Source organism: Mycobacterium sp. 663a-19 (genome assembly GCF_035616495.1).
Classification (GTDB): domain Bacteria; phylum Actinomycetota; class Actinomycetes; order Mycobacteriales; family Mycobacteriaceae; genus Mycobacterium.
Genome location: NZ_JAPJAV010000007.1, coordinates 169,771 through 195,055, shown reverse-complemented (window position 1 = coordinate 195,055; position 25,285 = coordinate 169,771). Strand labels below are relative to the sequence as shown.

Annotated in this window: 28 protein-coding genes and 1 pseudogene; 14 read left to right on the top strand and 15 right to left on the bottom strand. The window is 68.8% G+C overall.

Features of this window, described 5'->3' with window-relative positions:
- Positions 1-2: 2 nt before the first annotated feature.
- Positions 3-329, bottom strand: a complete 327-nt coding sequence (locus OQ968_RS14620) for a DUF202 domain-containing protein (RefSeq protein ID WP_324678980.1) — start codon at positions 327-329, stop codon at positions 3-5.
- Entirely contained in the window at positions 326-715 is a 390-nt protein-coding gene (locus OQ968_RS14615) for a YidH family protein (RefSeq protein ID WP_324678978.1), read from the bottom strand. Before OQ968_RS14615 ends, OQ968_RS14620 begins: the two co-directional genes overlap by 4 nt.
- Positions 716-721: 6 nt before the next feature.
- On the opposite strand from OQ968_RS14615, the gene OQ968_RS14610 reads away from it, so the two are divergent.
- The 3 genes from OQ968_RS14610 (at position 722) to OQ968_RS14600 (ending at position 2,877) form a co-directional block, all read left to right on the top strand.
- Positions 722-1,435 carry a haloacid dehalogenase type II gene (locus OQ968_RS14610; protein WP_324678976.1) on the top strand — a complete coding sequence of 238 codons (714 nt, stop codon included), beginning with the start codon at positions 722-724 and terminating at the stop codon, positions 1,433-1,435.
- Between the two features lie 87 nt (positions 1,436-1,522).
- Entirely contained in the window at positions 1,523-2,182 is a 660-nt protein-coding gene (locus OQ968_RS14605; RefSeq protein WP_324678974.1) for a helix-turn-helix domain-containing protein, read from the top strand.
- Positions 2,176-2,877: an RES family NAD+ phosphorylase gene (locus OQ968_RS14600; protein ID WP_324678971.1), complete on the top strand. Its 702-nt coding sequence runs from the start codon at positions 2,176-2,178 to the stop codon at positions 2,875-2,877. The genes OQ968_RS14605 and OQ968_RS14600 overlap by 7 nt, the downstream gene beginning before the upstream one ends.
- Positions 2,878-2,884: 7 nt before the next feature.
- Here OQ968_RS14600 and OQ968_RS14595 read toward each other — a convergent pair whose 3' ends face one another.
- The 4 genes from OQ968_RS14595 to OQ968_RS14580 all read right to left on the bottom strand — a co-directional run bounded on the left by OQ968_RS14595 (position 2,885) and on the right by OQ968_RS14580 (position 5,709).
- The gene (locus tag OQ968_RS14595) at positions 2,885-3,352 is read right to left on the bottom strand and encodes a hypothetical protein (RefSeq protein ID WP_324678969.1); all 468 of its coding nucleotides are present in this window, start codon (positions 3,350-3,352) and stop codon (positions 2,885-2,887) included.
- Positions 3,353-3,361: 9 nt separating this feature from the next.
- On the bottom strand, positions 3,362-3,901 hold the full coding sequence (locus OQ968_RS14590; RefSeq protein WP_324678967.1) for an ester cyclase: 540 nt from the start codon (positions 3,899-3,901) through the stop codon (positions 3,362-3,364).
- A 94-nt stretch (positions 3,902-3,995) separates the two neighbouring features.
- The gene (locus tag OQ968_RS14585) at positions 3,996-5,309 is read right to left on the bottom strand and encodes a cytochrome P450 (protein ID WP_324678966.1); all 1,314 of its coding nucleotides are present in this window, start codon (positions 5,307-5,309) and stop codon (positions 3,996-3,998) included.
- 52 nt (positions 5,310-5,361) lie between these two features.
- Entirely contained in the window at positions 5,362-5,709 is a 348-nt protein-coding gene (locus OQ968_RS14580; protein ID WP_324678964.1) for an MmpS family transport accessory protein, read from the bottom strand.
- A 72-nt stretch (positions 5,710-5,781) separates the two neighbouring features.
- Between OQ968_RS14580 and OQ968_RS14575 the strand changes: the two genes are divergently transcribed.
- A complete protein-coding gene (locus tag OQ968_RS14575) occupies positions 5,782-6,867 on the top strand; it encodes a dihydrodipicolinate reductase (RefSeq protein ID WP_324678962.1) in 1,086 nt (361 codons plus the stop codon).
- Positions 6,868-6,875: 8 nt separating this feature from the next.
- A pseudogene (locus OQ968_RS14570) lies at positions 6,876-7,859 on the top strand (Hsp70 family protein); the annotation flags it as partial.
- Between the two features lie 10 nt (positions 7,860-7,869).
- Here the strand turns inward: OQ968_RS14570 and OQ968_RS14565 are convergent.
- The gene (locus OQ968_RS14565) at positions 7,870-8,220 is read right to left on the bottom strand and encodes a hypothetical protein (RefSeq protein WP_324678960.1); all 351 of its coding nucleotides are present in this window, start codon (positions 8,218-8,220) and stop codon (positions 7,870-7,872) included.
- A gap of 161 nt (positions 8,221-8,381) precedes the next feature.
- Complete coding sequence (locus tag OQ968_RS14560; RefSeq protein ID WP_324678958.1) at positions 8,382-9,338, bottom strand: SDR family oxidoreductase; 957 nt, start codon at positions 9,336-9,338, stop codon at positions 8,382-8,384.
- 95 nt (positions 9,339-9,433) lie between these two features.
- Between OQ968_RS14560 and lnt the strand changes: the two genes are divergently transcribed.
- The gene (gene lnt, locus OQ968_RS14555; protein WP_324679236.1) at positions 9,434-10,876 is read left to right on the top strand and encodes an apolipoprotein N-acyltransferase; all 1,443 of its coding nucleotides are present in this window, start codon (positions 9,434-9,436) and stop codon (positions 10,874-10,876) included.
- Positions 10,876-11,463 carry an SHOCT domain-containing protein gene (locus OQ968_RS14550; RefSeq protein ID WP_324678956.1) on the top strand — a complete coding sequence of 196 codons (588 nt, stop codon included), beginning with the start codon at positions 10,876-10,878 and terminating at the stop codon, positions 11,461-11,463. Before lnt ends, OQ968_RS14550 begins: the two co-directional genes overlap by 1 nt.
- A gap of 1 nt (position 11,464) precedes the next feature.
- Here the strand turns inward: OQ968_RS14550 and OQ968_RS14545 are convergent, their stop codons facing one another.
- On the bottom strand, positions 11,465-12,304 hold the full coding sequence (locus OQ968_RS14545) for a TetR/AcrR family transcriptional regulator (protein ID WP_324678954.1): 840 nt from the start codon (positions 12,302-12,304) through the stop codon (positions 11,465-11,467).
- A gap of 103 nt (positions 12,305-12,407) precedes the next feature.
- On the opposite strand from OQ968_RS14545, the gene OQ968_RS14540 reads away from it, so the two are divergent.
- Positions 12,408-12,974, top strand: coding sequence for an isoprenylcysteine carboxylmethyltransferase family protein (locus OQ968_RS14540; RefSeq protein WP_324678952.1), 567 nt, complete (start codon positions 12,408-12,410; stop codon positions 12,972-12,974).
- A gap of 76 nt (positions 12,975-13,050) precedes the next feature.
- Here OQ968_RS14540 and OQ968_RS14535 read toward each other — a convergent pair whose 3' ends face one another.
- Both OQ968_RS14535 and OQ968_RS14530 read right to left on the bottom strand, forming a co-directional pair.
- Positions 13,051-13,674 (bottom strand): MBL fold metallo-hydrolase, encoded by a 624-nt coding sequence (locus OQ968_RS14535; RefSeq protein ID WP_324678950.1) that lies wholly within the window; start codon positions 13,672-13,674, stop codon positions 13,051-13,053.
- Positions 13,674-14,759 carry an S-(hydroxymethyl)mycothiol dehydrogenase gene (locus tag OQ968_RS14530; RefSeq protein WP_324678948.1) on the bottom strand — a complete coding sequence of 362 codons (1,086 nt, stop codon included), beginning with the start codon at positions 14,757-14,759 and terminating at the stop codon, positions 13,674-13,676. Before OQ968_RS14530 ends, OQ968_RS14535 begins: the two co-directional genes overlap by 1 nt.
- 32 nt (positions 14,760-14,791) lie before the next feature.
- On the opposite strand from OQ968_RS14530, the gene OQ968_RS14525 reads away from it, so the two are divergent.
- The 3 genes from OQ968_RS14525 to OQ968_RS14515 all read left to right on the top strand — a co-directional run bounded on the left by OQ968_RS14525 (position 14,792) and on the right by OQ968_RS14515 (position 17,320).
- On the top strand, positions 14,792-15,850 hold the full coding sequence (locus OQ968_RS14525; protein WP_324678946.1) for a class I SAM-dependent methyltransferase: 1,059 nt from the start codon (positions 14,792-14,794) through the stop codon (positions 15,848-15,850).
- On the top strand, positions 15,850-16,674 hold the full coding sequence (locus OQ968_RS14520) for a serine hydrolase domain-containing protein (protein ID WP_324678944.1): 825 nt from the start codon (positions 15,850-15,852) through the stop codon (positions 16,672-16,674). Before OQ968_RS14525 ends, OQ968_RS14520 begins: the two co-directional genes overlap by 1 nt.
- A 133-nt stretch (positions 16,675-16,807) precedes the next feature.
- Entirely contained in the window at positions 16,808-17,320 is a 513-nt protein-coding gene (locus OQ968_RS14515; protein WP_324678942.1) for a DUF3145 domain-containing protein, read from the top strand.
- A gap of 77 nt (positions 17,321-17,397) precedes the next feature.
- On the opposite strand, the gene OQ968_RS14510 is transcribed toward OQ968_RS14515, so the two are convergent.
- From OQ968_RS14510 to OQ968_RS14500, 3 genes are all read right to left on the bottom strand, one after another.
- Positions 17,398-17,916 (bottom strand): hypothetical protein, encoded by a 519-nt coding sequence (locus OQ968_RS14510; protein ID WP_324678941.1) that lies wholly within the window; start codon positions 17,914-17,916, stop codon positions 17,398-17,400.
- Between the two features lie 84 nt (positions 17,917-18,000).
- Entirely contained in the window at positions 18,001-18,921 is a 921-nt protein-coding gene (locus OQ968_RS14505) for a diacylglycerol kinase (protein ID WP_324678938.1), read from the bottom strand.
- Positions 18,918-20,498, bottom strand: a complete 1,581-nt coding sequence (locus OQ968_RS14500) for an FAD-binding oxidoreductase (RefSeq protein WP_420715918.1) — start codon at positions 20,496-20,498, stop codon at positions 18,918-18,920. The genes OQ968_RS14505 and OQ968_RS14500 overlap by 4 nt, the downstream gene beginning before the upstream one ends.
- 47 nt (positions 20,499-20,545) lie before the next feature.
- On the opposite strand from OQ968_RS14500, the gene OQ968_RS14495 reads away from it, so the two are divergent.
- Positions 20,546-21,115 (top strand): TetR/AcrR family transcriptional regulator, encoded by a 570-nt coding sequence (locus OQ968_RS14495; protein WP_324678934.1) that lies wholly within the window; start codon positions 20,546-20,548, stop codon positions 21,113-21,115.
- Positions 21,116-21,129: 14 nt separating this feature from the next.
- Positions 21,130-22,659, top strand: a complete 1,530-nt coding sequence (locus tag OQ968_RS14490) for a glycerol-3-phosphate dehydrogenase/oxidase (RefSeq protein WP_324679234.1) — start codon at positions 21,130-21,132, stop codon at positions 22,657-22,659.
- Here OQ968_RS14490 and OQ968_RS14485 read toward each other — a convergent pair.
- Positions 22,656-23,087 (bottom strand): nucleoside deaminase, encoded by a 432-nt coding sequence (locus tag OQ968_RS14485; RefSeq protein WP_324679232.1) that lies wholly within the window; start codon positions 23,085-23,087, stop codon positions 22,656-22,658. The two genes, OQ968_RS14490 and OQ968_RS14485, sit on opposite strands and share 4 nt — an antisense overlap.
- A gap of 88 nt (positions 23,088-23,175) precedes the next feature.
- Here OQ968_RS14485 and OQ968_RS14480 point away from each other — a divergent pair, with 88 nt between their 5' ends.
- A complete protein-coding gene (locus tag OQ968_RS14480; RefSeq protein WP_324678932.1) occupies positions 23,176-24,747 on the top strand; it encodes an FAD-dependent monooxygenase in 1,572 nt (523 codons plus the stop codon).
- Positions 24,748-25,285 lie beyond the last annotated feature (538 nt).

The following is a 25,285-nucleotide window of genomic DNA, read 5'->3' as shown; positions in this document are numbered from 1 at the left end:
TGTTACACCAGCTGGGTCACCGCCGTCACGGCGATGACCACCAGCACGGCGCCCCCGACGACGTAGACCGGCGCCCGGGCGGTGAGGCGCTCCGGGAACGGCCGGCGCCCCAGGATTCGCTGGCGTCGCAACGTGATCAGGAAGCTGGCCAGTGCCGCGGCGCCGGCCAGGGCGGCCGGGATAACCTCCGTCGGCTCTTTGGTGCCGTGCCAATCCTTGATCGTCAGGAGCACCCCGTTGACCAGAAACGCGAACGACGTCCGGGTCCACGCCAGGATGGTCCGTTCGGCCGGCAGGGTGCTCGGCCCGGGAACACCGGGCCGGGTCAACCCGCGACCGCCTTGAGGATGACCAGGCCCAGCGCGACGATCCCGACCAGGCTGAGGCCGATCGCCAGGAAGACCGGGGAGGGGTGACGCGGCAGCGGGTCGCCGCGGCGCATCGCGCGGTCTGCCTGCCGCCAGCGCACCAGCCCCATCACGCTGGTGATGGTTGCCAGTAGCGCGAGACCCACACCCAGCAGGCGGCGCGACCCGGGGATCGCCAGCTCCGGAACGAGTTGCACCAGTGCGACGGCCGCCGCGAGCAGGCCGAGCGCGGTGCGCTGCCAGGCCAAAAACGTGCGCTCGTTGGCGAAGGTGAACCGGTAGTCGGGCTCGCCGGTGCCGGAAGTGCCCTGTTCGCCGGCGGCGGGGTTGTCGGCCACGAGGCACATCGTTGCATGATGAGGCCCGTGGTAAAGGCTTTGTTGTTCGACGTGCAGGGCACGGCGACGGATTTTCATTCCACCGTCTGCGGCGAGGCCCGGCGGATCAGCGCCGGCCGGCACCCGGGCGTCGATTGGGCCGACGTGGTGCGGCGTTGGCGCGCAGGCTACTTCGCCGGGTTGGAGGCCTTGTCGGGTGGCCGCGGCGGATGGGTTTCGGTGCACACGGTGTACCGCGACGCGTTGGACACCGTCCTGGCCGAGTGTGGCATCACCGGGTTTTCGGACGCCGAGCGCGACGAGCTCACGCTGGCCTGGCAGCGGCTGGCGCCGTGGCCGGATGTGGTGCCGGGGCTGACGCGGCTGCGGCGCGCGTTCACGTTGGCCACCCTGTCGAACGCCGACGTGTCGGCGGTGATCAACATGTCCAAGCGCGCCGGGTTGCCCTGGGACGCCATCTTTGCCGCCGAGATGGCCGGGGTATTCAAGCCCGACCCCGCGATCTATCGCATGGCCGCGACCTATCTGGGCCTGGAACCCGCGGACATCATGATGGTGGCGAGCCACAAGTACGACATCCGCGCGGCGGCCCGGCTCGGTTTTCGCACCGCGTTCGTGGCGCGGCCTTTCGAGTTCGGGGCCGACGGCGAGGCCGACGTCGCCTACTCCGACGAGTTCGACGTCAACGCTTCGGATTTCGTCGACCTCGCCGAGCGGCTGGGCTGCTAGGGCGCTGGTGCGCCGTCATTGCACTACCTTCATAACCTGCGTATCCTGCATACACAGGTATGGTCGCCATGGAAGGAGATGGTTCGAGTGGCCGAGTACATTGTGCTCGTGCCTGCGGATGCCACCAGCCCTGACCAGGTGGAACAGGCCTTGCGCGACCACGGCTTGGCCGCCACCGTTGTCGAACCGGAGACGCCCCTGCCCTCCGAAAAAGGGTTGCGTGCCATGGTGGAGGCGCTGGTGAACGAGGCCGACGAGTCCCAAATTGCGCGGCTGACGGCCGCGGCGACGGCGGAGCCCAACGATGGTCTCGACGAACGGTTCTGGGGCCCCGCTCCCGACTCTGTGACCGCTGTCAGCGCTGTCGTCGCTGATCTCCATGACCAGTTTTCACAACGGCGCCGACTTGCCGCGGACAGCATAAGCAGAGAAGAGGCTGCCGAGCTGCTCGGAATCGCTGCCCAGAGCGTCACGTCGAAGTTGGTGTCGGGAAAGCTGATCGGCATCAAGGTCGGTCGCGAATGGCGTTTGCCTCGTTGGCAATTCGATCCAGACAACACCTCCGGCGTGTTGCCGGACCTGGATGCACTTCAAGCCGCGTTTCCCGGAGGGCCGGTGGGCCTCTCCAATTGGATCACGCGGGCACAGCCAGACTTTGACGGACGAACACCGCGCGAGGAGATGATCATTCACGGCAGCGCGCCGGTGATCACAGCAGCGCGAGCGCTGACCGCGGCGGGATGGTAAGGCAGCTTTCCTCTCCGAAACGGCCCCTTCCCGCCGCCGACCACGTCTGGTCATGGACGCCGGACCCCGGTGCCGACAGCTGGCAATGGTGTCGGGTTTACCACCGCAGCGGCCACACGCCCGACGGCATCACGTTTCGCCGATATGGCCCGCTTTATCGGTTCGACCACCATTACGCCGCGGACCCGCCGGCCACAGACCCGGACGATCGGCGAATCCTCTACGTTGGTGAAGACTTGGCTACCTCGGCGTGCGAAGTCTTCGGCGCCACCGGTGTCGCGGCCATCTGCCCCAACTATCGCGTCTGCATCGTCGCACCGACAACACAACTAGCGATGTTCGACCTCACCGGTAAGGGTGCGGCAATGGCGATCGGCGCCTTGCCCGCGCTGGCCGACGGCAACGAAAAGCGGTCGTTGACGCAGGAGTGGGCACGCGCCATCTATGAGGACCAACCGGCAGGGCCGAAGATCGTCGGCATCCGCTACCGCTCGGGCTACAACGGCGGCAACGCGTTGGCACTCTGGGACTGCGATCGGGACATCGAAGTGCTCCGTGGTGCCCACGAGCTTCAAGACTTCAGGCTCAACGATCCGCGAATCCTCGGCCGCTTCCAAAAAGAAATGACCGAGCGCCGCATCAACGTCACAACGATTCCGGAAAGCGCCTGCAGGATTTGCAGTCGCACACCGTGATGCCGCGTCAGCGATGCGCTGAATGGGTGAGGGGCTGACCGTTGGCGGCCTGCAGCAGGCAGATGACGGTGCTCGGGGTGGGCGTGGCGCCGGTTCGGTCTTGGTTCGAGTCGATGAGGTAGGTGATCGAAAAGGCGCTGCCGTCAACGGGTTGCCCGGTGTAGGGGGCGAAACCGGCCGCGCAGTCTTTGCCGGCGATGTTGGCGATCGCGGCGTTGACGGCCAGCGGAGCTCGCAGGAACACTTCGGCCAAATGCGCTGTCGCGCAATCCACCACGGTGACCGTCACGCGGCTCAGGTCGGCCGGCGGCAGGTCCGCCAGGCAGTCACCGACCTGCAGGTCGATCCACTTCTCGGTGCGCGAGTCGGGCGGCGCCGGGGCGGCCACGGCGGTGACGGCGCTGATCGTGGCGCAGGCGCCCAGCAATGCGCTAGCGGCCAGGCCGCAGAGCGCGTGCAGGCTAGGCGTCCGCATCGCCGCAGTTTACGCGGAAGTCAGCTCCGGGTCCGGCTTTCCGGACGACATCGACAGCAGGCCGCGGGCGCAGCGCGCGGCCAGTAGCCAGTTCGACGGCCTCTTCATGTTCAGCCCGCCCAGCAGCTGCTTGATCATCGTCAGCGTGTCGAAGTAAATGCGTTCGCACACAAGCGTTTCCGTGTCGTCGAACACGAAGTAGGCCGTCATGCGGACCCGGAACCGGCTGCCGGTGGGCGGGACCTTGCCCAGGTAACCGCGGTGCGTGCCCTTCAGCCAGAACTCGACGATCACCGCGTCGGCGCTGTGCCGCAGCGCGATGATCTCGTGGTCCTGGTCGGGGAACGCGGTGCGGGTGTAGTTGTAGTAGCCGCGCACCGCCTCGTCGCCGTCGTGCACGACCATCTGCGGGATCAGCTCGTAGCGCGGGTGCGGGAACGTCGACAGCACGTTGTCCCAGGCCTGGCGGACCTCGTCGTGGAAGTGGTCGAGCACGAGTTTCTGCCGGGCGGCCAGCACCTCGGGCGCGGGAAACGCGGGAATGCTCACACCGGTGAGCCTATGGCGCGACGAGCAGACGCAAAAGCCCGCGACACGCCGTGCGGAAGGGGGCTTTTGCGTCTGCTCGCGAGGGGGCGCGGGATTACCCGGCCGGCGGAGTCCAGGCGACCGGCAGCGTCTTGATGCCGTGAATGAACTGCGACAGCAGGCGCGCCGGTTCCTCCGTCGCGACGATGTCGGGTATCTCGCGGCGCAACTCGTCGAAGAGGACCCGGATCTCGCGGCGGGCCAGGTTGGCGCCGAGGCAGAAGTGGGCGCCGCCGCCGCCGAAGCCGAGATGTGGGTTGGGGTCGCGCGCCACGTCGAATGTCCACGGGTTGGCGAACTTTGACTCGTCCCGGTTGGCCGAGTTGTACCACAGCGCGACCTTGTCGCCGGCCGCCATCTTGGTGCCGCTCAGCTCGAAGTCGCGGGTCAGCGTGCGCCGCATGTAGACCACCGGCGACGCCCACCGCACGATCTCCTCGACGGCGGTGGGCGCCAGGCCGTCGAAGTCCGCCCACCACTTCTCCCGCTCCTCGGGATAGCGGGACAGCGCCAACAGGCCGTGGCTGATCGCGTTGCGCGTCGTTTCGTTGCCGGCCACCACCAGCAGGATGAAGAACGACGCGATCTCGGACGACGTCAGCCGCTCGCCGTCGACCTCGGCCTCGACCAGGCTGCTCGTCAGGTCGTGGTGGTCGTGGTTGACCCGGCGATCCTCCGCCAACGCGCTGGCGTAGGCGCCGATCTCCATCGAAACCTTGATGAACTCCTCGGGATCGGTCGTCAGGTCGGGGTCGCCGACACCCAAAATCACGTTGGTCCAATGGAATACGCGCTGATGGTCCTCCTCGGGAATGCCCATCATGTCGCAGATGATCTGCAGCGGCAGCGGCCCGGCGAGCTCGCTCACCAGATCGGCTTCGCCGTCGGGATGGTTGGCGATCAGCGAGGTGACCAGCCGGTGCGCCCGCTCCCGCACCGAGGCCTCGATGCGGGCCACCACCTTCGGGGTGAACGCCCGGCTGACGATCGAACGCAGCCGCTGATGCCGCGGGTCGTCGAGGACGATCATCGAGCCGAAGTACTCGGCCACCTCCGGGTTCTGGTCGTTGATCGTGATGCCGGGCGCGGAGCTGAAGATGTCGGGATGCCGGCTGGCGAAGTGGACGTCGTCGAGCTTGGTGAGCGCCCAATACCCCTCGCCCGCCGGGAATCCGGGCAGTTCGATCGCGGGCCAGAACGAGATCGGGGCCTCCCGGCGCAGGGTGGCGAAGGTGCCGTCGCGAACGTCGTCGTCGAGGGCCCAGAAGTCGAGCGACTCGAGGTGAATGTCGGCAAGCGGAATGTCCGGCGGTGGCGTCCCGTTCTGTCGCGCCGCCAAGCCCTTTTTGACACCGGTGTTCAGGCTCACCTAGGCCCTCCTTCGCCGTTGAAGAGGTGACACTGGCGAGCCTAGCCCGTCGTCAGTGCGTACAGATGGTTCTGGCGGGCGCGCCCGTCGTCGCCGTCGCATGGGTGACCTCGGTGCCGTTCAGCAGGATCCTGCAGATCAGGGGTGCCGGACCCTGTGCACTGATGACGAACACCTGCCCGCCGAACGCGGTGAACTGCGTCGACCACGGCAGCGGCGCATTCAGCTGGTGCAGCTGGCCCGCGTCGGTTTGGTAGTAGATGTTCTCGGCGACGGCGGGGCCGCTCACCTCGTAGCGGACCTGAGGATTCTGGGGGATGGCGTTGGCCACGCCACACGCGTTGGCGATCCCGATCCCGATCGCGAACGCGACCGCGGGCCCGCTGAGATGCTTCGTCATGGATGTCATCGTGTCACCACCCACATCGCCCGGTCTAGGGTGAACCGGGGGCGGTGACCAGGAAGGTGAGCGATGTCGGAGCGCGGCTCGAAGCGAATAGTTGTTTGGGGCACGGGCTTCGTGGGAAAAATGGTCCTCGCAGAGGTCGTCAAGCACCCGCTGTTCGAGTTGGTGGGCGTCGGCGTCAGCAACCCGGACAAGGTCGGCCGCGACGTCGGCGAGATCTGCGGGCTGCCCGAAAAGGTCGGCATCCTCGCCACCGACGATGTCGACGCCCTGATCGCGCTCAAACCCGACGCGCTGGTGCACTACGGCCCAACGGCGATGCACGCCAAGGACAACATCTCGCTGATCACCCGGTTCCTGCGGGCCGGCATCGACGTGTGCTCGACGGCGATGACGCCGTGGGTCTGGCCCACGATGCACCTCAACCCGCCGAACTGGATCGCTCCCATCACCGAGGCCTGCGAGCTGGGCGAGTCGTCCTGCTTCACCACCGGCATCGACCCCGGATTCGCCAACGATCTGTTCCCCATGACGCTGATGGGCCTGTGCTCCGAGGTGCGCCGGGTGCGGGCCTCGGAGCTGCTGGACTACACCAACTACGAGGGCGACTACGAGGTCGAGATGGGCATCGGCCGCGAGCCCGAATACAGCCCGATGCTGGAAGACTCCAACATGCTGATCTTCGCGTGGGGCGCGACGGTCCCGATGATCGCGCACGCCGCCGGCATCATGCTCGACGAGATCACCACCACCTGGGACAAGTGGGTGACACCGACCGAACGCAACACCATCAAGGGTGTCATCAAGCCCGGCCACGTCGCGGCCGTCCGGTTCACCATCAACGGGGTCTACCGGGGCGAGACGCGCATCCAGCTCGAACACGTCAACCGCATCGGGCCCGACGCCGCGCCCGACTGGCCGACCGGGCACGACAACGACGTCTACCGCGTCGACATCGAGGGGACCCCGAGCATCTTCCAGGAGACCGCGTTCCGGTTCACCGACGGCTCGGGCCGCGACGCGGCGACGGCCGGATGCCTGGCGACCGGGATGCGTGCGCTGAATGCCGTCCCGGCGGTCAACGACCTGCGGCCGGGCTGGGTCACCCCGCTGGACCTTCCGCTGATCGCGGGCGCGGGGAACATCCGGTGATCGGATAGATGTCCGAAGGAGCCGGCCCCGCGCTGGGTTTGTCGGTCGGCGCCACCAACCTGGCGGCCGTCATCGCCGACAACGGCCTCACCCGCAGGCCCGTCCTGACGCTGTATCGCCGGCGCCCGCCCGAGGTCGGCGTCCCGTCGGAGAACCCGGAGCTGAGCGAGCGGGGCCTGGTGATCACCGACTTTATAGCCCGGGTCGGCGACCCGGCCCCGATCGTGGCGGCCGATGGCTCGACGCATCGCAGCGAGGCGCTGGCCGCCGACGGGTTGCGCGCGCTCGCCTACGCCGCCACCGGCGGGCGCACCCTGCCCGACAGCGCCGCGGTGGCGCATCCCGCCCACTGGGGGTCTCGGCCGGTGGAGGCGCTGGGCTCCGCGCTGAGCCGGGTGGCCGAGTGGGCGAGCCGGCCGCCGACGATGGTCCCCGACGCCGCGGCAGCCCTGTTCGCCGTGCGGGCCAACCCGGGGATACCGGCACGCGGGACGGTCGCGGTGTGCGATTTTGGGGGCACCGGGACCAGCGTGACGCTGATGGACGCCGCTTCTGGCCACCCGCTGGCCGCGACGGTGCGCCATCGCGACTTCTCCGGCGAGCTGATCGACCAGGCGATGCTGACCGCCGCCATGGCCAACTTTCCGGACGGGTCGACGATCGGCGCGCTGAGCCGGCTGCGCGCGGCCTGCCGGAGCGCCAAGGAGCAACTCTCGTCGGGCACCGTGATTGCGCTGAGCGACGACGTCCGCCTCACCCGCGACGAGCTCGACGACGCGATCCGCGACCCACTGAACGACTTTGTGGCGCTGCTTGATGAGGTGTTGGCGGACAACAAGATTCGCGATCTGGTCGCGGTGGTTTCGGTGGGCGGCGGCGCGAACATGCCGTCGGTCACCACCACGCTGTCTGGGCGCCTGCGGGTCCCCGTCGTCACGACGCCGCGCCCGCAACTGACCGCGGCCGTCGGGGCCGCGCTATGGGCCGCGCGGGGCGGCTAGCTCAGCGGTTAGCTGAGCCCTTTTCGCCCTTGTTCTCTTCTCTCGCGGCTTCCTTGAGCTCCTCGTTCCAGGCCTTGTCCTTGTCGATCTGCTCTTGCTTGGTGTCGTCGCTCCCGGTCTGGCCTCCGCCGGCTTCCGCGTCGGCTTTGGGGTTGCCTGCGTCGTCGAGCCAGTCGTTGACCGCCGTGCCCGAGACCGTTCCGCCGGTACCCGGCAGTACCAGGGTTGGCCGGTCCTCGTAGGCCGTCATCATGTCGGCGGCCTGCTTCTTGTCTTTCTCGTCGGGCTCCGGCTTCTCGGTTACCCGCTGACCGCCTTCTTGATCAGCGCCTTTGTCGTCCTGCACGCTCATTCGGCTTCCCCCTTCCGAGTCGCAGTCTCGACCGTCCCTTTCGGTGGGGGTTACCCGCCGCGGCGCTGTGCCGAAACTCTCGGCGGCCCGATTTTTCCGGCGTGACCAGCGCCGGAGCCGCGCTCCGGCGAAAAGTGCTGTGGCAGTTGTCAGTTCGGCTGTCAGTTCGGCTTGGGGTAACTGACGCCGGTGAGTTGTTCGGAAATCTCCCACAGTCGTCGGCTGTCGTCGTCGTTTTTCGCGTTGGCGGGCACCTTGGCCGGCGCCACGCCGCCGCCGGCCAGCTCGTAGAAGCCGCGGGGCCCGTAGAACGCGCCGCCCTCGGCGTGCGGCGCGGCCGCCGCGTACAGGGCGGGCAGGATCCCCTCGTCGATCTCCTGCCACAGGAACGGCGTGAAACGCCACGACAGCTTGTACAACCGCTCCATCAGCGCCGGCTTTTCGCGGCCATGCGACGGGCCGGCGATCTGCAGATTGGTCTTGGTCAGGCCGGGGTGGGCGGCGTTGGACACGATGCCCCAGCCGCCCGCGCGGCTGCGCTTGTCCAGCTCGCGGGCGAACATCAACACCGCCAGCTTCGACTGCCCGTAGGCCGGCATCGCCGAGTACGACTTTTCGAACTGCAGGTCGTCGAAGTGGATCTTGCCGCTTTGCCGGGCCGCGAGGCTGCTCAGCGAGACGACGCGGGGTTTTTGGGCGGCGCGCAGCAGCGGCAACACGTGGCCGGTCAACGCGAAGTGCCCGAGATGGTTGCTGCCGAACTGCAATTCGAATCCGTCCTCGGTGGTGTCGCGTTCCGGCGGCGTCATCACCCCGGCGTTGTTGATCAGGATGTCAATCGGGCGGCCCTCGGCGTTGAGTTGTTCGCCCAACGCCGCGACCGAGGCCAGCGACGACAGGTCGAGCGGTTTGATGGTCAATTTGGCGTCAGGAACCGTGGCGCGGATTTCTTCGATCGCCTTTTCCCCCTTGGCGCGGTTGCGGATCGCCATGACGACGTCGGCGCCGGCCGCGGACAGTCGCTTGGCCAGCCCGAACCCCAGGCCGCTGTTGGCCCCGGTGACGATCGCCAGCTTCCCCGACAGGTCCGGCACGGTGGCGACGAGATCGTTGGCCATGCGTATCCCTCCTTGCTCTTCTTTGTCATGAGCCCGGTCCTAGTGTGCTCCTTGTGTCGCCGTGCCGACAGCGCGTTCGCGGCTGGGCCGCCGCGGTGGTCGCCGGTGCGTTGCCCGCGCTCGCTTTTCCCGCGCCGTCGTGGTGGTGGCTGGCCTGGTTGGGCGTGGTCCCACTGCTGTTGGTAGTGCGGGCGGCGCCGACGCCGTTTCAGGGGGCCGTGCGGGCCGGGTGTGGTCTTGGCGGGTTCGTGCTCGTCAACCAGTACTGGCTGGCGACCAGCATCGGCCCGCTGCTGGTGCCGCTGGCCTTGGGGCTCGGCGCGTTGTGGGCGCCGTGGGGGTGGTTGGCGCATCGGCTGCTGTCGGCGCCCGTCTCCACCGGCCGCCTGGTTGCGGCGGTGGCCGTGCTGCCCAGCGCATGGGTGGCGGCCGAGGCGCTGCGGTCGGTGCCCTGGCTGGGTGGCCCGTGGGCGTCGCTGGGCGCGTCGCAGTCCAGCCAGCCCGTCACGCTGGCGTCGGCGTCGCTGGGCGGGGTGTGGCTGACGAGTTTCCTTCTGGCTGCTTGCAATACCGCCATTGCCGGCATGATCGTGCACCCCTTGGCATTGGGCCGGCTCGCCTTGTCGGCCACCGCGCTGGCGTGTGCGGCGCTGGGCCCGGCGTGGTACCTGCTGGGGCCCGCGCCGACCGGCGGCCCGACGCTGCGGGTGGCCTTGGTGCAGCCCGGCGAGATCGCCGACTCCGGGGCCCGGCTGGCGGCCAGCGAGGCGCTGACGGCTGCTCTCGTCGGCCAGCGACTCGACCTGGTGGTCTGGGGCGAGAGCAGCGTGGGACAAGACCTCGCCAGCCATCCCGAGGTGCTGGCCCGGCTCGCCGAGCTGTCCCGGCGGGTGGGCGCGGATCTGTTGGTCAATGTCGATGCGCCCGCCCCGGGCGGGGGGATCTCCAAGTCCGCGGTGCTGATCGGAGACCGCGGAATGCTGGGCAGCTACCGGAAGACCCGGCTGGTGCCGTTCGGCGAATACGTCCCGCTGCGACCGCTTTTCGGCTGGATCACTCGGCACAGCAAGGCCGCCGGCGAGGACCGGCAGCGGGGGACCGGACCGGTGGTGCTGCCCGTCGGAGCGGTGCTCATCGGGCCGTTGGTCAGCTACGAGGCGACCTTCTCCGACCTGGCCCGGCGCGAGGCGCAGCTGGGTGCCGGGCTGCTGGTGTATCAGAGCTCCACCTCGTCGTTCCAGGGCAGCTGGGCGCAGTCGCAGCTGGCCGCCCAGCCCGCGGTGCACGCCGTCGAGGTCGGCCGCCCGGCCGTGCACGCCGGATTGTCCGGGGACAGTTCGGCGTTCGACTCGCGGGGCCGCCGGCTGGCGTGGTGCCCGTCGGGCTTCCGGGGTGTGACGATCGTCGGCGTTCCGCTGGAGTCGACTGCCACGCCGTATCAACGGCTGGGCGACTGGGTGCCGGTGGCGGCGTTCGTGATCGTGGGGGTTGCGATCATTCGCTGGCACCGCGCGCCCTCCGGTGACACACTGCCTTGATGAGCAGCAGGCGGCTGGCAAAGGTTTCGCTGGCCGGCGCGATCGCGATGATGGTCGTGGCGGTTGTCGGCTTCATCGTCTCGCTGATGCTCAACGCCTTCGTCCTGGACAAGTACAACGCCTACGGCGAGGTCGCGATCCCCGGGTCGGGCAGCCTGTACCTGCCCGCCGGTGAGGTCACCATCAGCCTGCACACCGTGGTGATCGGCCGCCCCAACGGGGGCGGCCTGCCGGTGCCGCCGCTGGGGGTCACGATCTCACCGCCCGACGGCGTGGCCCAGCCGGCGGTCACCGAAAGCATCGGCAGCACAACGACTGTCAACAACGACGCGCATGTGCGGGTGTGGGTGGCTCAGGTCCCCGCGGCCGGCACCTACAACATCACCACCGACGGCAAGGTCAACGGATACATCGACCCGCGACTTGCCTTCGGCCACAAGAGCTCCTACGGCTTCCTGGTGTGGGTGTTCGTGGCCGTGTTCGTTGTGGGCCTGGTCGATTCGATCTTGTCCGGCCTGTGGCTGGCCCGCACCCGGCGCAAGGCCGCGGCGGCATACGTGACGGGGCACGAGCCCACGGTGCTGTGAGCTAGCCTCGCCGCGAGCGAGCATGTCTGGACGGCGACACGCCGGTACGGCTGGCATTTTGCGCACGCTCGCGAGAGTCTGGACTCGCTTGCATCCCAACGGCATTGAGGAACATGCTCGTGAATGCCGCACACACCTGTTCCGGATCGGGCATCTCCCAATCGGGCTGCCCGATGGCGGGCCGCATCAACACGTGGGCCATCAGAGGCCCGGTCAGTTGCTGCATCAACAGGGGGATCGGGATGTCGCGGATCGCACCCGCGGCCACCTGCCGCCGTAGCCATCCTCCGACCGTGACCACCGCCTGAGGAAAGTAGTCGGCAAAGACCTTGGCGGCGGCTCCATGCGGGCTCGCCAGCAGGTCGGCCAGCATCGCGGGGGCCACCCGCGGTTCGCGGGTCAGACCGACCGTCATCACCTCGTAAAAGCTCGCCACCGTGTCCTCGATGCGCGCGGTTTCGTCGGAAAACAGAACGGCTAGATCGCTCAGCGGACTGTAGCGCTGGTAAATCGCCGCGAACAATCGGTCGCGGGTGCCGAATATGCTCTGCAGGCTGGCCGTTGAGCAATGCGCGGACTCGGCAACGGATTCCAGCGTCACCGACGCGAGCCCGCGATCGCTGATCAACCGAGCCCCGGCTTCAATGGCGCGTTCGCGCACCGGCCGCCCACCGGGATCGACGCCGGCGTTGCGCACCGCCTCATCCAACGCCCGCCGAGATCCCCCGATCCTGCGCAGCAGCGTGCTGCGCGAGATTCCGGCCGACTCGGCGAGGGTGTCCACCGGCACCTCGGCCACCGGCCGGCCGCACCGCTCCGCCGCGCGGATCGCGGCGTCCACCAAGGCTGGCGGCACCCCGAATTCATTGCCTGTTGACATCTTACTAGGCATAAGACCTACTATAGTGTCAAGGTGTGGGCCCCGGAGAGGAAATGCGACCAAGATGCCCGGATATCTCGCCGCGTCAACGCTCGTGGTCTTGCTTGCCATAGTGATGACGAGAGTCATCCTGCTGCGCAGAACCGGCACGCAGGCAATGCATTTCGGGAACATCGACAAGACGGACTTTCTGATTCCGCCGGTAGCGCTGTTCTACTTCTACACGGTCTTCGCCGCCGCCTTCGACTGGCCGATCGTTAGCAGGCAGCGGTTCTTCCATTCGAACGCCGCGGCATGGGCAGGGGTTGCGCTATGCCTCGGCGGATTGGTGGTCCTGATGGCCAGCCTGGTCTCGTTCGGCCGCAGCTTCCGCGTCGGCATCGACGTTGACCACCCCGACGAATTGGTCACGACGGGCATCTTTTCGGTGAGCCGCAACCCGATCTACGTCGGCGGTGCGCTGATCTTGATCGGTGAGTTCCTGGCTTTTCCCAACTGGATACCCTTGGCCTACCTCGCCGGTGGGCTCGCGCTGTTTCACCGCCAGGTCCTGCGTGAGGAGGAGTTCATGCGCAACCATTACGGCCAGGAATACCTTCGATACTGCGAGCGCGTGAGGCGATATTTGTAAGCGCCGCGAGCGCGCCCATTTGTACAGCGACACGCCGGTACGGCTGGCATTTTGGGGACGCTCGCGAGAAAGAAGACTAGTGGCCGCGGGCCACCCATTCCTCGTAGTGGACGATCTCGTCGCCGACGGTGGTGCTGTCGCCGTGGCCGGTGTGCACGACGGTCTCGCCGGGCAGCTTGCCGAGCCGCTCGGAGATCGACTGCAGGATCGTCGGGAAGTCGGAGAACGACCGGCCCGTTGCGCCCGGCCCACCGGAGAACAGGGTGTCGCCGCTGAACACCACGCCGAGCTCGGGGGCGTACCAGCACACCGATCCGGGGGAGTGGCCCGGGGTGTGCAGCGCCCGCAATTCGGTGCCGGCCACGCTCAACGTGTCACCGTCGGCGACGGTGCGAAAGCCCTTGTCCGGGTGGGTTATTCGCCACAGCACCTCGTCGCCCGGATGCAGCAGCACCGGTGCGTCCAGCGCCGCGCCGAGCTGTGGGGCCACCGTGACGTGATCGTTGTGGCCGTGCGTGCACACCACCGCGACCACATTGCGGCCACCCACGGCCTTGATGATGGGCGCCGTGTCGTGGGCGGCGTCGAACACCACGACGTCGGAGTCGTCGCCGACGAGCCAGATGTTGTTGTCGACTTCCCAACTGCCACCGTCGAGTTCGAAGGTTCCGTGGGTCACCACGCGATCGATGCGAGCCACTACAACACCACCACCGAACGCAGCACCTTGCCCTGGTGCATCTTGTGGAACGCCTCCTCGACGTCGCCCAGGCCGATGCGCTCGGAAACGAACTGCTCCAACGGAAGCCGGCCCTGCAGGTAGAGGTCGATCAGGGCGGGAAAGTCGCGCTCGGGCAGGCAGTCGCCATACCACGACGACTTCAGCGACCCGCCGTGGGAGAAGAAGTCCACCAGCGGCATGTCCAGCCGCATGTCGGGCGTGGGCACACCGACCAGCACCACGGTTCCGGCGAGGTCGCGGGCGTAGAAGGCTTGCTTCCATGTCTCGGGCCGGCCGACGGCGTCGATCACCACGTTGGCGCCGAAGCCGTCGGTGAGGTCCTGGATGGTCTTGACGACGTCGAGCTCGCGGGCGTTGACGGTGTGGGTGGCGCCGAACTTGCGCGCCCAGTCCAGCTTGGCGTTGTCGGTGTCGACGGCGATGATCCGCCGGGCACCGACCAGCGCGGCTCCCGCGATCGCGGCGTCGCCCACGCCGCCGCAGCCGATCACCGCGACGGTGTCGTTGCGGTCGACCGCCCCGGTGTTGATCGCGGCGCCGATCCCGGCCATCACCCCGCAGCCCAGCAGGCCCGCGACGGCCGGGTCGGCGGCGGGGTCGACCTTGGTGCATTGCCCGGCGGCCACCAGCGTCTTGTCCGCGAACGCGCCGATGCCCAGCGCCGGGGTGAGCTCGGTGCCGTCGGTCAGCGTCATCTTCTGCTCGGCGTTGAAGGTGTCGAAGCACAATTGCGGCCGGCCGCGCTTGCACGCCCGGCACTGGCCGCACACCGCGCGCCAGTTCAGGATCACGAAGTCGCCCGGCTGCACCGCGGTCACGCCAGCCCCGACCGCCTCGACCGTGCCGGCGGCCTCGTGCCCGAGCAGGAACGGGTACTCGTCGTTGATGCCGCCCTCGCGGTAAGTCAGGTCGGTGTGGCAGACCCCGCACGCGGTGATGTCGACGACGGCCTCGCCGGGTCCGGGGTCCGGCACGACGATGTCCACCAGCTCGACGGGTTCGCCCTTCTTGCGTGAAATCACTCCGCGCACTGTCTGACTCATGCGCTCCAACCTACGGTGTACCGTCGCTGACCATGACGGCGACCGAAACGGCTGAGGAATTCGCCGGACGAATGGCCGCGGCCATCGACGGCGCCAGCCTCACGATCCTGCTGAGCATCGGGCATCAAACCGGCCTGCTCGACACCATGGCCGGGCTACCGCCCGCCTCCAGCGCACAGATCGCCGAGGCCGCCGGCCTCAACGAACGCTACGTGCGGGAGTGGCTGGCCGGCATGACCACCGGGCACGTCGTCGACTACGACGCCGGCGCCGGCACCTATTCGCTGCCCGCCCACCGCGCGGGCGTGTTGACCCGGGCCGCCGGGCCGGACAACCTCGCGTTGGTGGCCCTGTTCGTCCCGCAACTGGGCGGGGTCGAGCAGAAGATCATCGGCTGCTTCCGAAACGGCGGCGGGTTGCCGTACAGCGAATTTCCGCGCTTCCACGCGCTGATGGCCGAGATGAGCGCCGCGGTGTTCGACGCGTCCCTCGTCGACGTCGTGTTGCCGTTGGTCGACGGCCTGCCCGAGCGCCTGCGGGCCGGGGCCGACGTCGCCGACTTCGGCTGCGGCAGCGGCCACGCGATCAACGTGATGGCACAGGCGTTTCCGGCCAGCCGGTTCACCGGCGTCGACTTTTCCGAGGAGGCCATCGCCGTCGGCGCCCAGGAGGCGGCGCGGCTCGGCCTGGACAACGCGACCTTCGAGAGCCACAACCTGCCCGAGCTGGACAAGGCCGGCACCTATGACGTCATCACCGCGTTCGACGCCATCCACGACCAGGCCCAGCCGGGGCGGGTGCTGGAAAACATCCATCGGGCGCTGCGGCCCGGCGGCGTGTTCCTGATGGCCGACATCAGGGCGTCGAGCCGGCTCGAGGACAACGTCGGCGTCCCGATGAGCACCTACCTCTACACGACCTCGCTGATGCACTGCATGACGGTGTCGCTGGCCGCCGACGGGGCCGGGCTGGGCGCGGCCTGGGGCACGCAGCTGGCCACCTCGATGCTCGCCGACGCCGGCTTCGGTGACGTGCGGGTGGCCGAGATCGAGTCGGACCCGCTGAACAACTACTACATCGCCAGGAAGTGATGGCGGAATCCCTGAAGGCCCTCGCCGACTGGCCGGTCCCGGCCGCCTCCGCGGCGGTGATCGGACCCGACGGGATTCTGGCCACGCACGGCGACACCACGCAGGTGTTCGTGCTGGCGTCGGTCACCAAACCGGTGGTCGCCCGGGCGGTGCACGTCGCGATCGAGGAGGGCGTCGTCGACTTGGACGCCCCGGCCGGCCCGCCGGGTTCCACGGTCCGCCACCTGTTGGCGCACGCGTCGGGCCTGGCGATGCTCAACGATCACGTGCTGGCCAAGCCCGGCACCCGGCGGATCTATTCCAACTACGGCTTCGCCGTGCTGGCCGAGACGGTGCAGCGGGAGTCGGGGATCGAGTTCGGCCGCTACCTGACCGAGGCGGTGTGCGAACCGCTGGGGATGGGGACCACCCGGCTGGACGGCGGCGCCGCGGCCGCGGGGTTCGGGGCGACGTCCACGGTCGCGGACCTGGCCGGCTTCGCCGGCGACCTGCTGCGCCCGGCCACGGTGTCGGCGCAAATGCACGCCGAGGCGACGACGGTGCAATTTCCCGGCCTGAACGGTGTGCTGCCCGGGTACGGGGTGCAGCGGCCCAACGATTGGGGGCTGGGCTTCGAGATCAGGGACGCGAAATCGCCGCACTGGACGGGCGGGCGAAACTCGGCGCGAACGTACGGCCATTTCGGCCAGGCGGGCGGCTTCATCTGGGCGGATCCCGACGCGGGGCTCGCGCTGGTGGCCCTCACGGACCGCGATTTCGGCGATTGGGCGCTGGATTTGTGGCCGGCGATCTCCGACGCGGTGATCGCCGAATACACCGATTAGGCATCGAAGACTAGCGCAACACGGGTATCACAAGGCACAATAGACACGCAGGACACAAAAACATCAGCATTTCTGCCCGCGGATCCGCAGGTCGTTGGGGAAGACGTCCCTCGCGGAACCGAAGGAGCAGGAAATGCGTGCGTCGAATCAATTCGCCGACGTGACGGCTGGCGTGGTGTATATCCACGCCTCGCCCGCGGCGGTCTGCCCGCATGTCGAGTGGGCGCTGTCGTCGACCCTGCAGTCCAAGGCCAACCTGAAGTGGACCCCGCAGCCGGCGATGCCCGGCCAGCTGCGCGCGGTCACCAACTGGGTCGGTCCGGTGGGCACCGGCGCCCGATTGGCGAACGCGTTGCGCTCCTGGTCGGTGCTGCGGTTCGAGGTCACCGAGGACCCCAGCCCCGGGGTCGACGGCCAGCGATTCAGCCACACTCCGCAGCTCGGCCTGTGGAGCGGGTCGATGAGCGCCAACGGCGACATCATGGTCGGGGAGATGCGGCTGCGGGCACTGATGGCGCAGGGCGCCGACAGCCTGGCCGCCGAGCTGGACTCGGTGCTGGGCACGGCCTGGGACGAGGCGCTCGAGGTGTACCGCGACGGCGGCGACGCCGGAGAGGTGACCTGGCTCAGCCGGGGCGTCGGCTAGCTGTTGGTTGCGCGAGCAGACGCAAAAGCCCCCAAAAACGCCTGTTTTTGGGGGCTTTTGCGTCTGCTCGGCGGCGGTTAGACAACCGGCGGGCTTACCGGGGTCGCGGACACCGGCATCTCGAGGGTGCCCGCGCACGCGCCGCGGACGATGTCGATGTGAAACACGCCGGTCAGGGTGCCGTCGGGGCCGGGCGTCAGGGCGGTGATGGACCTCGCCGGGTCGTGTTCCACACCGCCGCCGAGCATCGGGCAATCCCAGGTCCGGTTGATCTGCTGCACCCACTGAGACCCGTTCCAGGCGAATTGGATCGATCGCTGCTCATACGGGCTCTTGGGTGCCGGGGGGTTGTTGACCGTGGCGACGCAGACGCCCGTCGAGCAGCTCGACGTGAACGAGTAGCTGGCCCGCTGGGAGGTTTCGGGCTGGCGGGCGGCCACGCTGGTGCCGGTCTTCTGGTTGGCGGCGAAGGTCAGCAGGTAGGGCCCGTTCAGGGGCGAGGCCTGAACCGCCAGCGCCGCGGGGGAAAGCCATACCGAGCAGCCCAACGCGGCGGCGCCCACGGCGATCAGTGCGGTCTTGCGGTGTCCCGACATCTTTCCCCCGTCCGGCGCCCCCCGTTGCGGCGCGTACGCCAAGATGTCGCGTTCGGTGCCCGATTCGTTACACCGCCGTGACTCTCAGCGGGCGGGGCGAAGGATCTGCAGCGCGGCCGGCACCGCCGAGATCTCCGCGGGCAGCGGGCTGGCGAAGTCGCCGTCGGCGTACACGTTGATGCCGGGGCACTCGACGTGGACCGACTTCGCGCGCGCCGTGCTCACCTCGTCGAGGTCGACATGGGTGCCCTTCATGACGGTGGGGAACAGGCGCAACAGCTTGGTCCGGGATGCCGAGTGCGCCATGGTGATGTCGAGCAGGCCGTCGGTGGGGTCGGCGCGTGGGCAGATCAGCAGCCCACCGCCGTAGCTGCGGGTGTTGCCGAACGCCGCGAGCGTGATGTCGGCGTCGATCTCTTTCGTGCCATCGAGCACCAGCCGGAACGGCAGCATTCGCAGCTGCGAAAGCTCGGCGAGCATCGCGATGTAGTAGCGCAGCCGCCCGTGCGGCCAGCTCATCCGGTTGGCGCGATCGGTCACCAGCGAATCGAATCCGGCCGCCGCCACGGTGCCGAACCACTTCGCGGATTTTTCAGGGCCGTCGGCCCACTGAATCCGGCCCAGGTCGATGGTTTGCGTCCAGCCGTCGGCGACGACGTCGGCGGCGGCCTCGGGATCCTTTGTCGGGATGGCGAATTCGCGGGCGTGGTCGTTGCCGGTGCCCGCCGGAATGATGCCCAGCGGAACGTCGGTGCCGGCCAACACCTGCAGCGCGTTGGAGACGACGCCGTCGCCGCCGGTGACCATGACCGCGTCGGTGCCCCGTTCGAGTTCGGCGGCGACGAGGTGGCGCGCGTCTTGCGCGTCGTCGCCGATGATCTCGGTGACCTGCACGCCCCGGTCGTGCAGCCGGGCGATGGCGCGCTGCGCCGCGCGTATCGCGGCGCCGTGACCCGACACCGGATTGGTCAGCGCGGTCACCTTGCCGACCTCGCGCTTGGTCACGGAATCAGCTTGCCGGGGTTGAGGATTCCGGCCGGATCCAATGTCGCCTTGACCGCCCGCAGCACCTGCACGCCGAGATCGCCCACCTCGTCGCGCATCCACGGGCGGTGGTCGGTGCCGACCGCGTGGTGGTGGGTGATGGTCGCGCCGTTGGCCATCATCGCGTCCGACGCCGCGGTCTTGGCCTTCTGCCACTGCTCGATCGGGTTGCCGCGTTGCCCCGCGACCACGGTGAAGTACAGCGAGGCGCCGGTGGGGTAGACGTGCGAGATGTGGCACATCACCAGCGCCGGTGTGCCGGTTTCGGCCAGCGCGCCGGTGAGCGCCTCGGTGACGGCGGCCTTGAGCGCGGGGATGTTGGACCAATCGGTCGCGGTCTCGAGCGTCTCGCACAACGCGCCCGCCGACAGCAGCGAATCGCGCAGGTACGGCGCGGCGAACCGGCCGCGTTCCCACGCCCGCGCGGGCGCCTCGCCCAGCGATGTGCCGCCGTGGGTCGCCAGCAACGCGCGGGTCTCGGCGTGCCGGCTTTCGACGTGCTCCGCGGTGCCCTCGAAGACGGTGATGCCCAGGCAGCCGCCGGTGATCTGGTTCTCGCCGATCGACTCGGTGGTGGCGAGGTTGACCCCCGTCTCCGCCTCGTCGGAGAGCCGAATGACGGTGGGGCCGGTGGCATTCTGGGTGACCGCGCGCAGGGCCGCGGCTCCGGTCGCGAAATCGGGGAACGACCACGCCTCGTAGCGCACGGCCTCGGGCGTGCGGTGCACGCGCAGCCGCACCTGGGTGATGACGCCGAGGGTGCCCTCCGAGCCGATCAGCAGTTGACGGAGGTCGGGACCCGCGGCCGACTCCGGTGCGCGGCCCAGCTCCAGCGTGCCGACGGGCGTGATCACCCGCAGCCCGCGAACCATGTCGTTGAACCGGCCGTAGCCCGCCGAGTCCTGGCCGGACGATCGGGTGGCCGCGAAGCCGCCGATGGTGGCGTACTCGAAGCTCTGCGGGAAATGCCCGAGCGAGAAGCCGCGTTCGCCGAGCAGGCGTTCGGCGGCCGGGCCGGTGACGCCGGCGCCGAACACGGCCTGGCCGGAGATCTCGTCGAGGGAGACGAGCCGGTCGAAGCGGCGCAAGTCGAGTGACACCACCGCGTTGAAGCCGTCGCGGGTGGGGTTCACACCGCCGGTGACGCTGGTGCCGCCGCCGAACGGGACGACGGCGATGCGCTGCTCCGAGCAGTAGCGCAGGATCGCGGCGACGGCGTCTTCGTCGCCGGGCAGCAGGATCGCGTCGGGAGCGTCCTGGACGCCGGTGGCCTTGCGCCGCAGCAGGTCGATGGTGGACTTGCCGCCGGCGTGCAGCAGCCGGTCGCGGTCGGCGGTGCGGCAGTAGCCGGCGCCGACGATCGCGGCCAGGGCGTCGCGATCCTTTTCGGACAGGGCGGACGGGCGCAGCTTGACGTCATCGGCCTCGGGTTCGGCCTGGGCCGAGTCTTCCAGTCCCACAGCCTGTTTCAGCAGCGCGCGGATTCCCTCGGAAAGCGGCTTGGCCGCGGCGGGATCTCCCCACGCGTTCCATTTCATCGGCGGGAGGAGTTCCTCGGGTTGCGTCATGCGTTACAGTATTACACATGCTGTCAATCAGTAATGCTCCCGCGGATACCGGGGAACGGATCCTCGCGGCGGCCGCCAGTTGCGTGGTCGATTTCGGGGTGGACCGGGTGACCCTGGCCGAGATTGCCCGCCGCGCGGGGGTGAGCCGGCCGACCGTGTACCGCCGGTGGCCGGACACCCGGTCGATCGTCGCGGCCCTTTTGACCCGCCACATCACCGACGTGATGCGCGACGCGCCGCTGCTCGGCGACGACCGTGAATCCCTTGTGCGACAGATCGTTACGGTGGCCAACCTGCTGCGCCGCGACGAGCTGGTGATGTCGGTGATGCATTCGGAGCTGGCGCCGATCTACATCACCGAACGCCTCGGGTCGAGCCAGCAGATGCTGATCGACGCCCTTGCCGACCGGTTGCGGGTCGCCCAGCGCCACGGCAGCGTCCGCGCCGGCGACCCGCTGCAGATGGCCACGATGGTGCTGCTGATCGCCCAGTCGACCATCCAGTCGGAGCGCATCGTGCGGCCGATCCTCGACGCCGACGCGCTGACCGCCGAGCTCACCTACTCGCTGAACGGATACCTGTCGTGACGGCCCCGAGCGCCCTGAACGCCCTGAACGCCGCGCGTCGCGCCGCCGACCTGAGCGCCCTCGCCGACGGCGAGCCGCTGGACGTCCTGGTGATCGGCGGCGGCATCACCGGAGCCGGGATCGCCCTGGACGCCGCCGCGCGGGGCCTGCGGGTGGCGCTGGTGGAAAAGCACGACCTGGCGTTCGGCACCAGCCGCTGGAGCTCCAAGCTCGTGCACGGTGGCCTGCGGTACCTGGCGACGGGCAACGTCGGGATCGCGCGGCGCAGCGCCATCGAGCGCGGAATCCTGATGACGCGCAACGCCCCTCACCTCGTGCGCGCGATGCCGCAGCTGGTTCCGTTGCTGCCGTCGATGAGCCGTTCGAAACGGGCCCTGGTGCGCGCGGGATTCCTCGCCGGCGATGCGCTGCGGATGCTCACGGGCACGCCGTCGTCGGTGTTGCCCCGCTCCGGGCGGGTCTCGGCCGACCGCGTGGTGCAGATGGCCCCGACGGTCCGGCGCGACGGCCTGGACGGCGGCCTGCTCGCCTACGACGGGCAATTGATCGACGACGCCCGACTGGTCACCGCGGTCGCGCGCACCGCCGCGCAGCACGGGGCCCGAATCCTCACCTACGTCGCGGCATCCGAGGCCATCGGCGGCTCGGCGCGGCTGACCGACCAACGCAGCGGCGAGTCGTTCGACGTGTCGGCCCGCGCCGTCATCAACGCCGCCGGGGTGTGGGCGGGTGAGATCGACGCATCGTTGCGGTTGCGGCCGAGCCGCGGGACGCACCTGGTGTTCGACGCTCCTGCGTTCGGCAATCCGGCTGCGGCGCTGACGATTCCGATTCCCAGCGAGCTCAACCGCTTCGTGTTCGCCATGCCCGAGCAGCTGGGCCGCGTGTACCTCGGGTTGACTGACGAGGACGCGCCCGGCCCGATTCCCGATGTGCCACAACCGTCTTCGGGGGAGATCACCTTCCTGTTGGACACGGTGAACACCGCGCTGGGCAGCGCGCTGCGAGAGAGCGATGTCGTCGGCGCCTACGCGGGCTTGCGGCCGCTGATCGACACCGGGGAGGGCCGCACCGCCGACGTCTCGCGCGAGCACGCCGTCGTCGAATCATCCTCGGGCGTCATCAGCGTGATCGGCGGGAAGCTGACCGAATACCGTTACATGGCAGAGGATGTGCTGGATCGTGCGGTCGAACTTCGACGGCTGCACGCCGGGCAATGCCGAACGCGCGACCTGCCGCTGGTCGGCGCGCCGGCCAACCCGGGTTCGACGGTGCCGCCCATGGCCGGCCTGCCCGAGTCGCTGGTCCTGCGGTACGGGGCCGAGGCGGCGAACGTCATCGCCGCGTCGACGTGCGAGCGGCCCGGCGACCCGGTTGCCGACGGGATCGACGTGACCCGCGCGGAGTTCGAATACGCGGTGACCCACGAGGGCGCCCTGAGCGTCGACGACATCCTCGACCGGCGGACCCGCATCGGCCTGGTGCCGCGCGACCGCGAGCGGGTGGTGTCCGTGGCCGAGGAGTTTCTGGCCCGCCTCGGCTAGGGCGGCCGACCGATGTCCTCGCGCCACAGGTCGGGGTGCTCGGCGACGAAGGCCGACATCAGCGCCACGCAGCGCGGGTCGTCGAGCACTGTGACGCTCACCCCGTTTTCGGCCAGCCATTCGTGCCCGCCGCTGAACGTTCGGGATTCGCCGACCAGCAGCGAGCCGATGCCGAACTGCCGCACCAGGCCGCTGCAATACCAGCACGGCGACAGCGTGGTCACCATGACCGTGGACCGGTAGTCCAGCTGCCTGCCGGCCGCGCGGAACGCGTCGACCTCGGCGTGCAGCGACGGATCCCCTTGTTGCACACGGCGATTGCGGCCCCGCCCGAGCAAGACCCCGTCGGCGGTGAACAGCGCCGCCCCGATCGGGATGCCGCCCTCCGCGAGCCCGGCGCGCGCCTCCTCGAACGCGACGTCCATCATCGCCGAGGGACTGCGACCGCTGCTCACCCAGCAATCTTGCACCACCCCACATTGTGATAGCTAGTCGCAAATGGTACTGTCTATCAGTATGCAGATCCGCGTTCCGGTCCTCATCGTCGGCGCCGGCGCCGGCGGGCTGGCCACGTCGGCGCTGCTGGCCAAGCACGGCGTTCGTTCGCTGCTGATCGAAAGGCGCCGCGAGGCCTTCATCTACCCGAAGGCCCGCAACCTGAGCTTCCGCAGCCTGGAGATCCTGCGCGCCCTGGGTCTGAGCGACGAGGTCCACGCCGTCGCCGAAGGCGTGTCCGCGATGGTCGTCAAGCCGACGCTGAACAGCCCCGACGAAGCACCGGCCATTGACATCGACGGCATCTTCGCGCCCTTCGCCGGGCTGAGCCCCGAACCGGCCGCGCAATACTGCCCGCAGAGCAGGCTGGAGCCGATGCTGCTGGCCGAAACGCGGCGGCAGGGTAACGAGGTTCGCTACGGGACGGAGCTGGTGTCGTTCCAGCAGGACGACACCGGGGTGACAGCGGTTGTGCGCGAACGGGATTCGGGGCGGACCGAGAGCGTGCGCGCCGACTATCTGGTCGCCGCCGACGGTGTGCACAGCCCGACCCGGGACCGGCTCGGCGTGAGCACCTCGGGATACGGTGCGTTGCCGATCTTCGTCATCTTCGTCTACTTCAAGGCGCCGTGGCGAAAGTTCGTCCCGGACCTGAACGACGGGGATGGCGTGCAAGTCAAAAACGCCGACGTGGAGGGGATCTTCCTGGTGGCCGAGGGCGACCTCGGCATGTTCATCACGACGTACTTGCCGCGCGAGGGCGAATCGGCGGAGCAATTCACACCCGAGCGCTGCGCCGAACTGCTCACCCGTGCCTTCGGCGAGCGGATCGACACGCAGGTCATCGAAGTCGCCTCGTGGCAACCCTACGAACTGGTGGCCGACCAATTCCGGTGCGGGCGAGTCTTTCTCGTCGGCGACGCCGCCCACACCATGCCGCCGTTCAAAGCCGGCGGCGCCAATACCGCCAGCCAGAGCGCGGACAACCTGGCGTGGAAGCTCGCCGCCGTCCTGAACGGCCAGGCCCGGCCCGCGCTCCTGGGCACCTACCACGCCGAGCGGCATCCGGTCGGGCGCTTCAACGCACACCAGTCGCTCACCGGGCCATCCATTGCGCTGCTCAGGCTGGACGACGACCGACCGCAATTGGCGCCGGAGGAAGAGGCGCCGATGTTCGCATTGTTGGCCGGCTACCAATACCGCTCGGCCGCCGTGGTTTCCGGCGAACCCCCGCCCGCGGATCCGGACGCCGTGTCGCTGGTGGAGGAGTTGCGCGGTCAGCCCGGCACCCGCGTTCCGCACGTGTGGATCCGGGAGGGCGTTTCGACGCTCGATCTGCTGGGACCCGGATTCACCGTGCTCACCGGCGACGAGCGATGGCGCTCGGCCGTCGCTTCGGCCGCTGCCGCCCTGGACATCCCGGTCACCGCCCATCGCATCGACGACGAAGCCTGGGCCGCGGCCACCGGACTCGCGCCCGAAGGCGCGCTTCTGATCCGCCCGGACGCCTTCGTCGGCTGGCGCGCCGAGCGACTGCCCAGCGACTCCGAAGGCGAACTCCGCCACGCGCTTTCGGCGATCCTGGGCCGCTGACGCTCGCCGGAAAAGGCGCCGGCGATCGCGGGCCATCCCCGCTGCTACAGTCGTAAGTACTGTGAATTTCGGGGGCTCTGGCGAACATTCACGACGGTTACGCTGCCGGTCGGCCACAACCGTCGTTGCTGTGCTGTCTCTTTTCGCTGCTGTTCTCGGCTGCTGGGCTTTGCACACTGACGTCGCAAATGATGCAGCGCAGTCGATGTCCGCAACGTCACAGGGCGTCCTGGATCCCGACCCGGTGCATTCCCGTGACGTCTCCGCCCGGGTGAGTCGGCGGGACCTGGGGACCACGTGGGACGACAAGGCAGCAAAGAGCACGGGATTCAAACACCATCGCGCAACGACCTGGTCGGTGTCCGAGCCCCGTTGGTCCTGGTCGCCACCCTCGATCGAGTGGGTGGCCGGGGTGCACCGCAGGGACGACGCACGCTCGCGCGCACCCGCGACTGTCCTTGCCGGGCAGGATCTTTTGACCAAACTCTGCGTGGCCCGTCGCTGATCGGTCGCGCCCGATTCTAACGCTGCGCTGCGG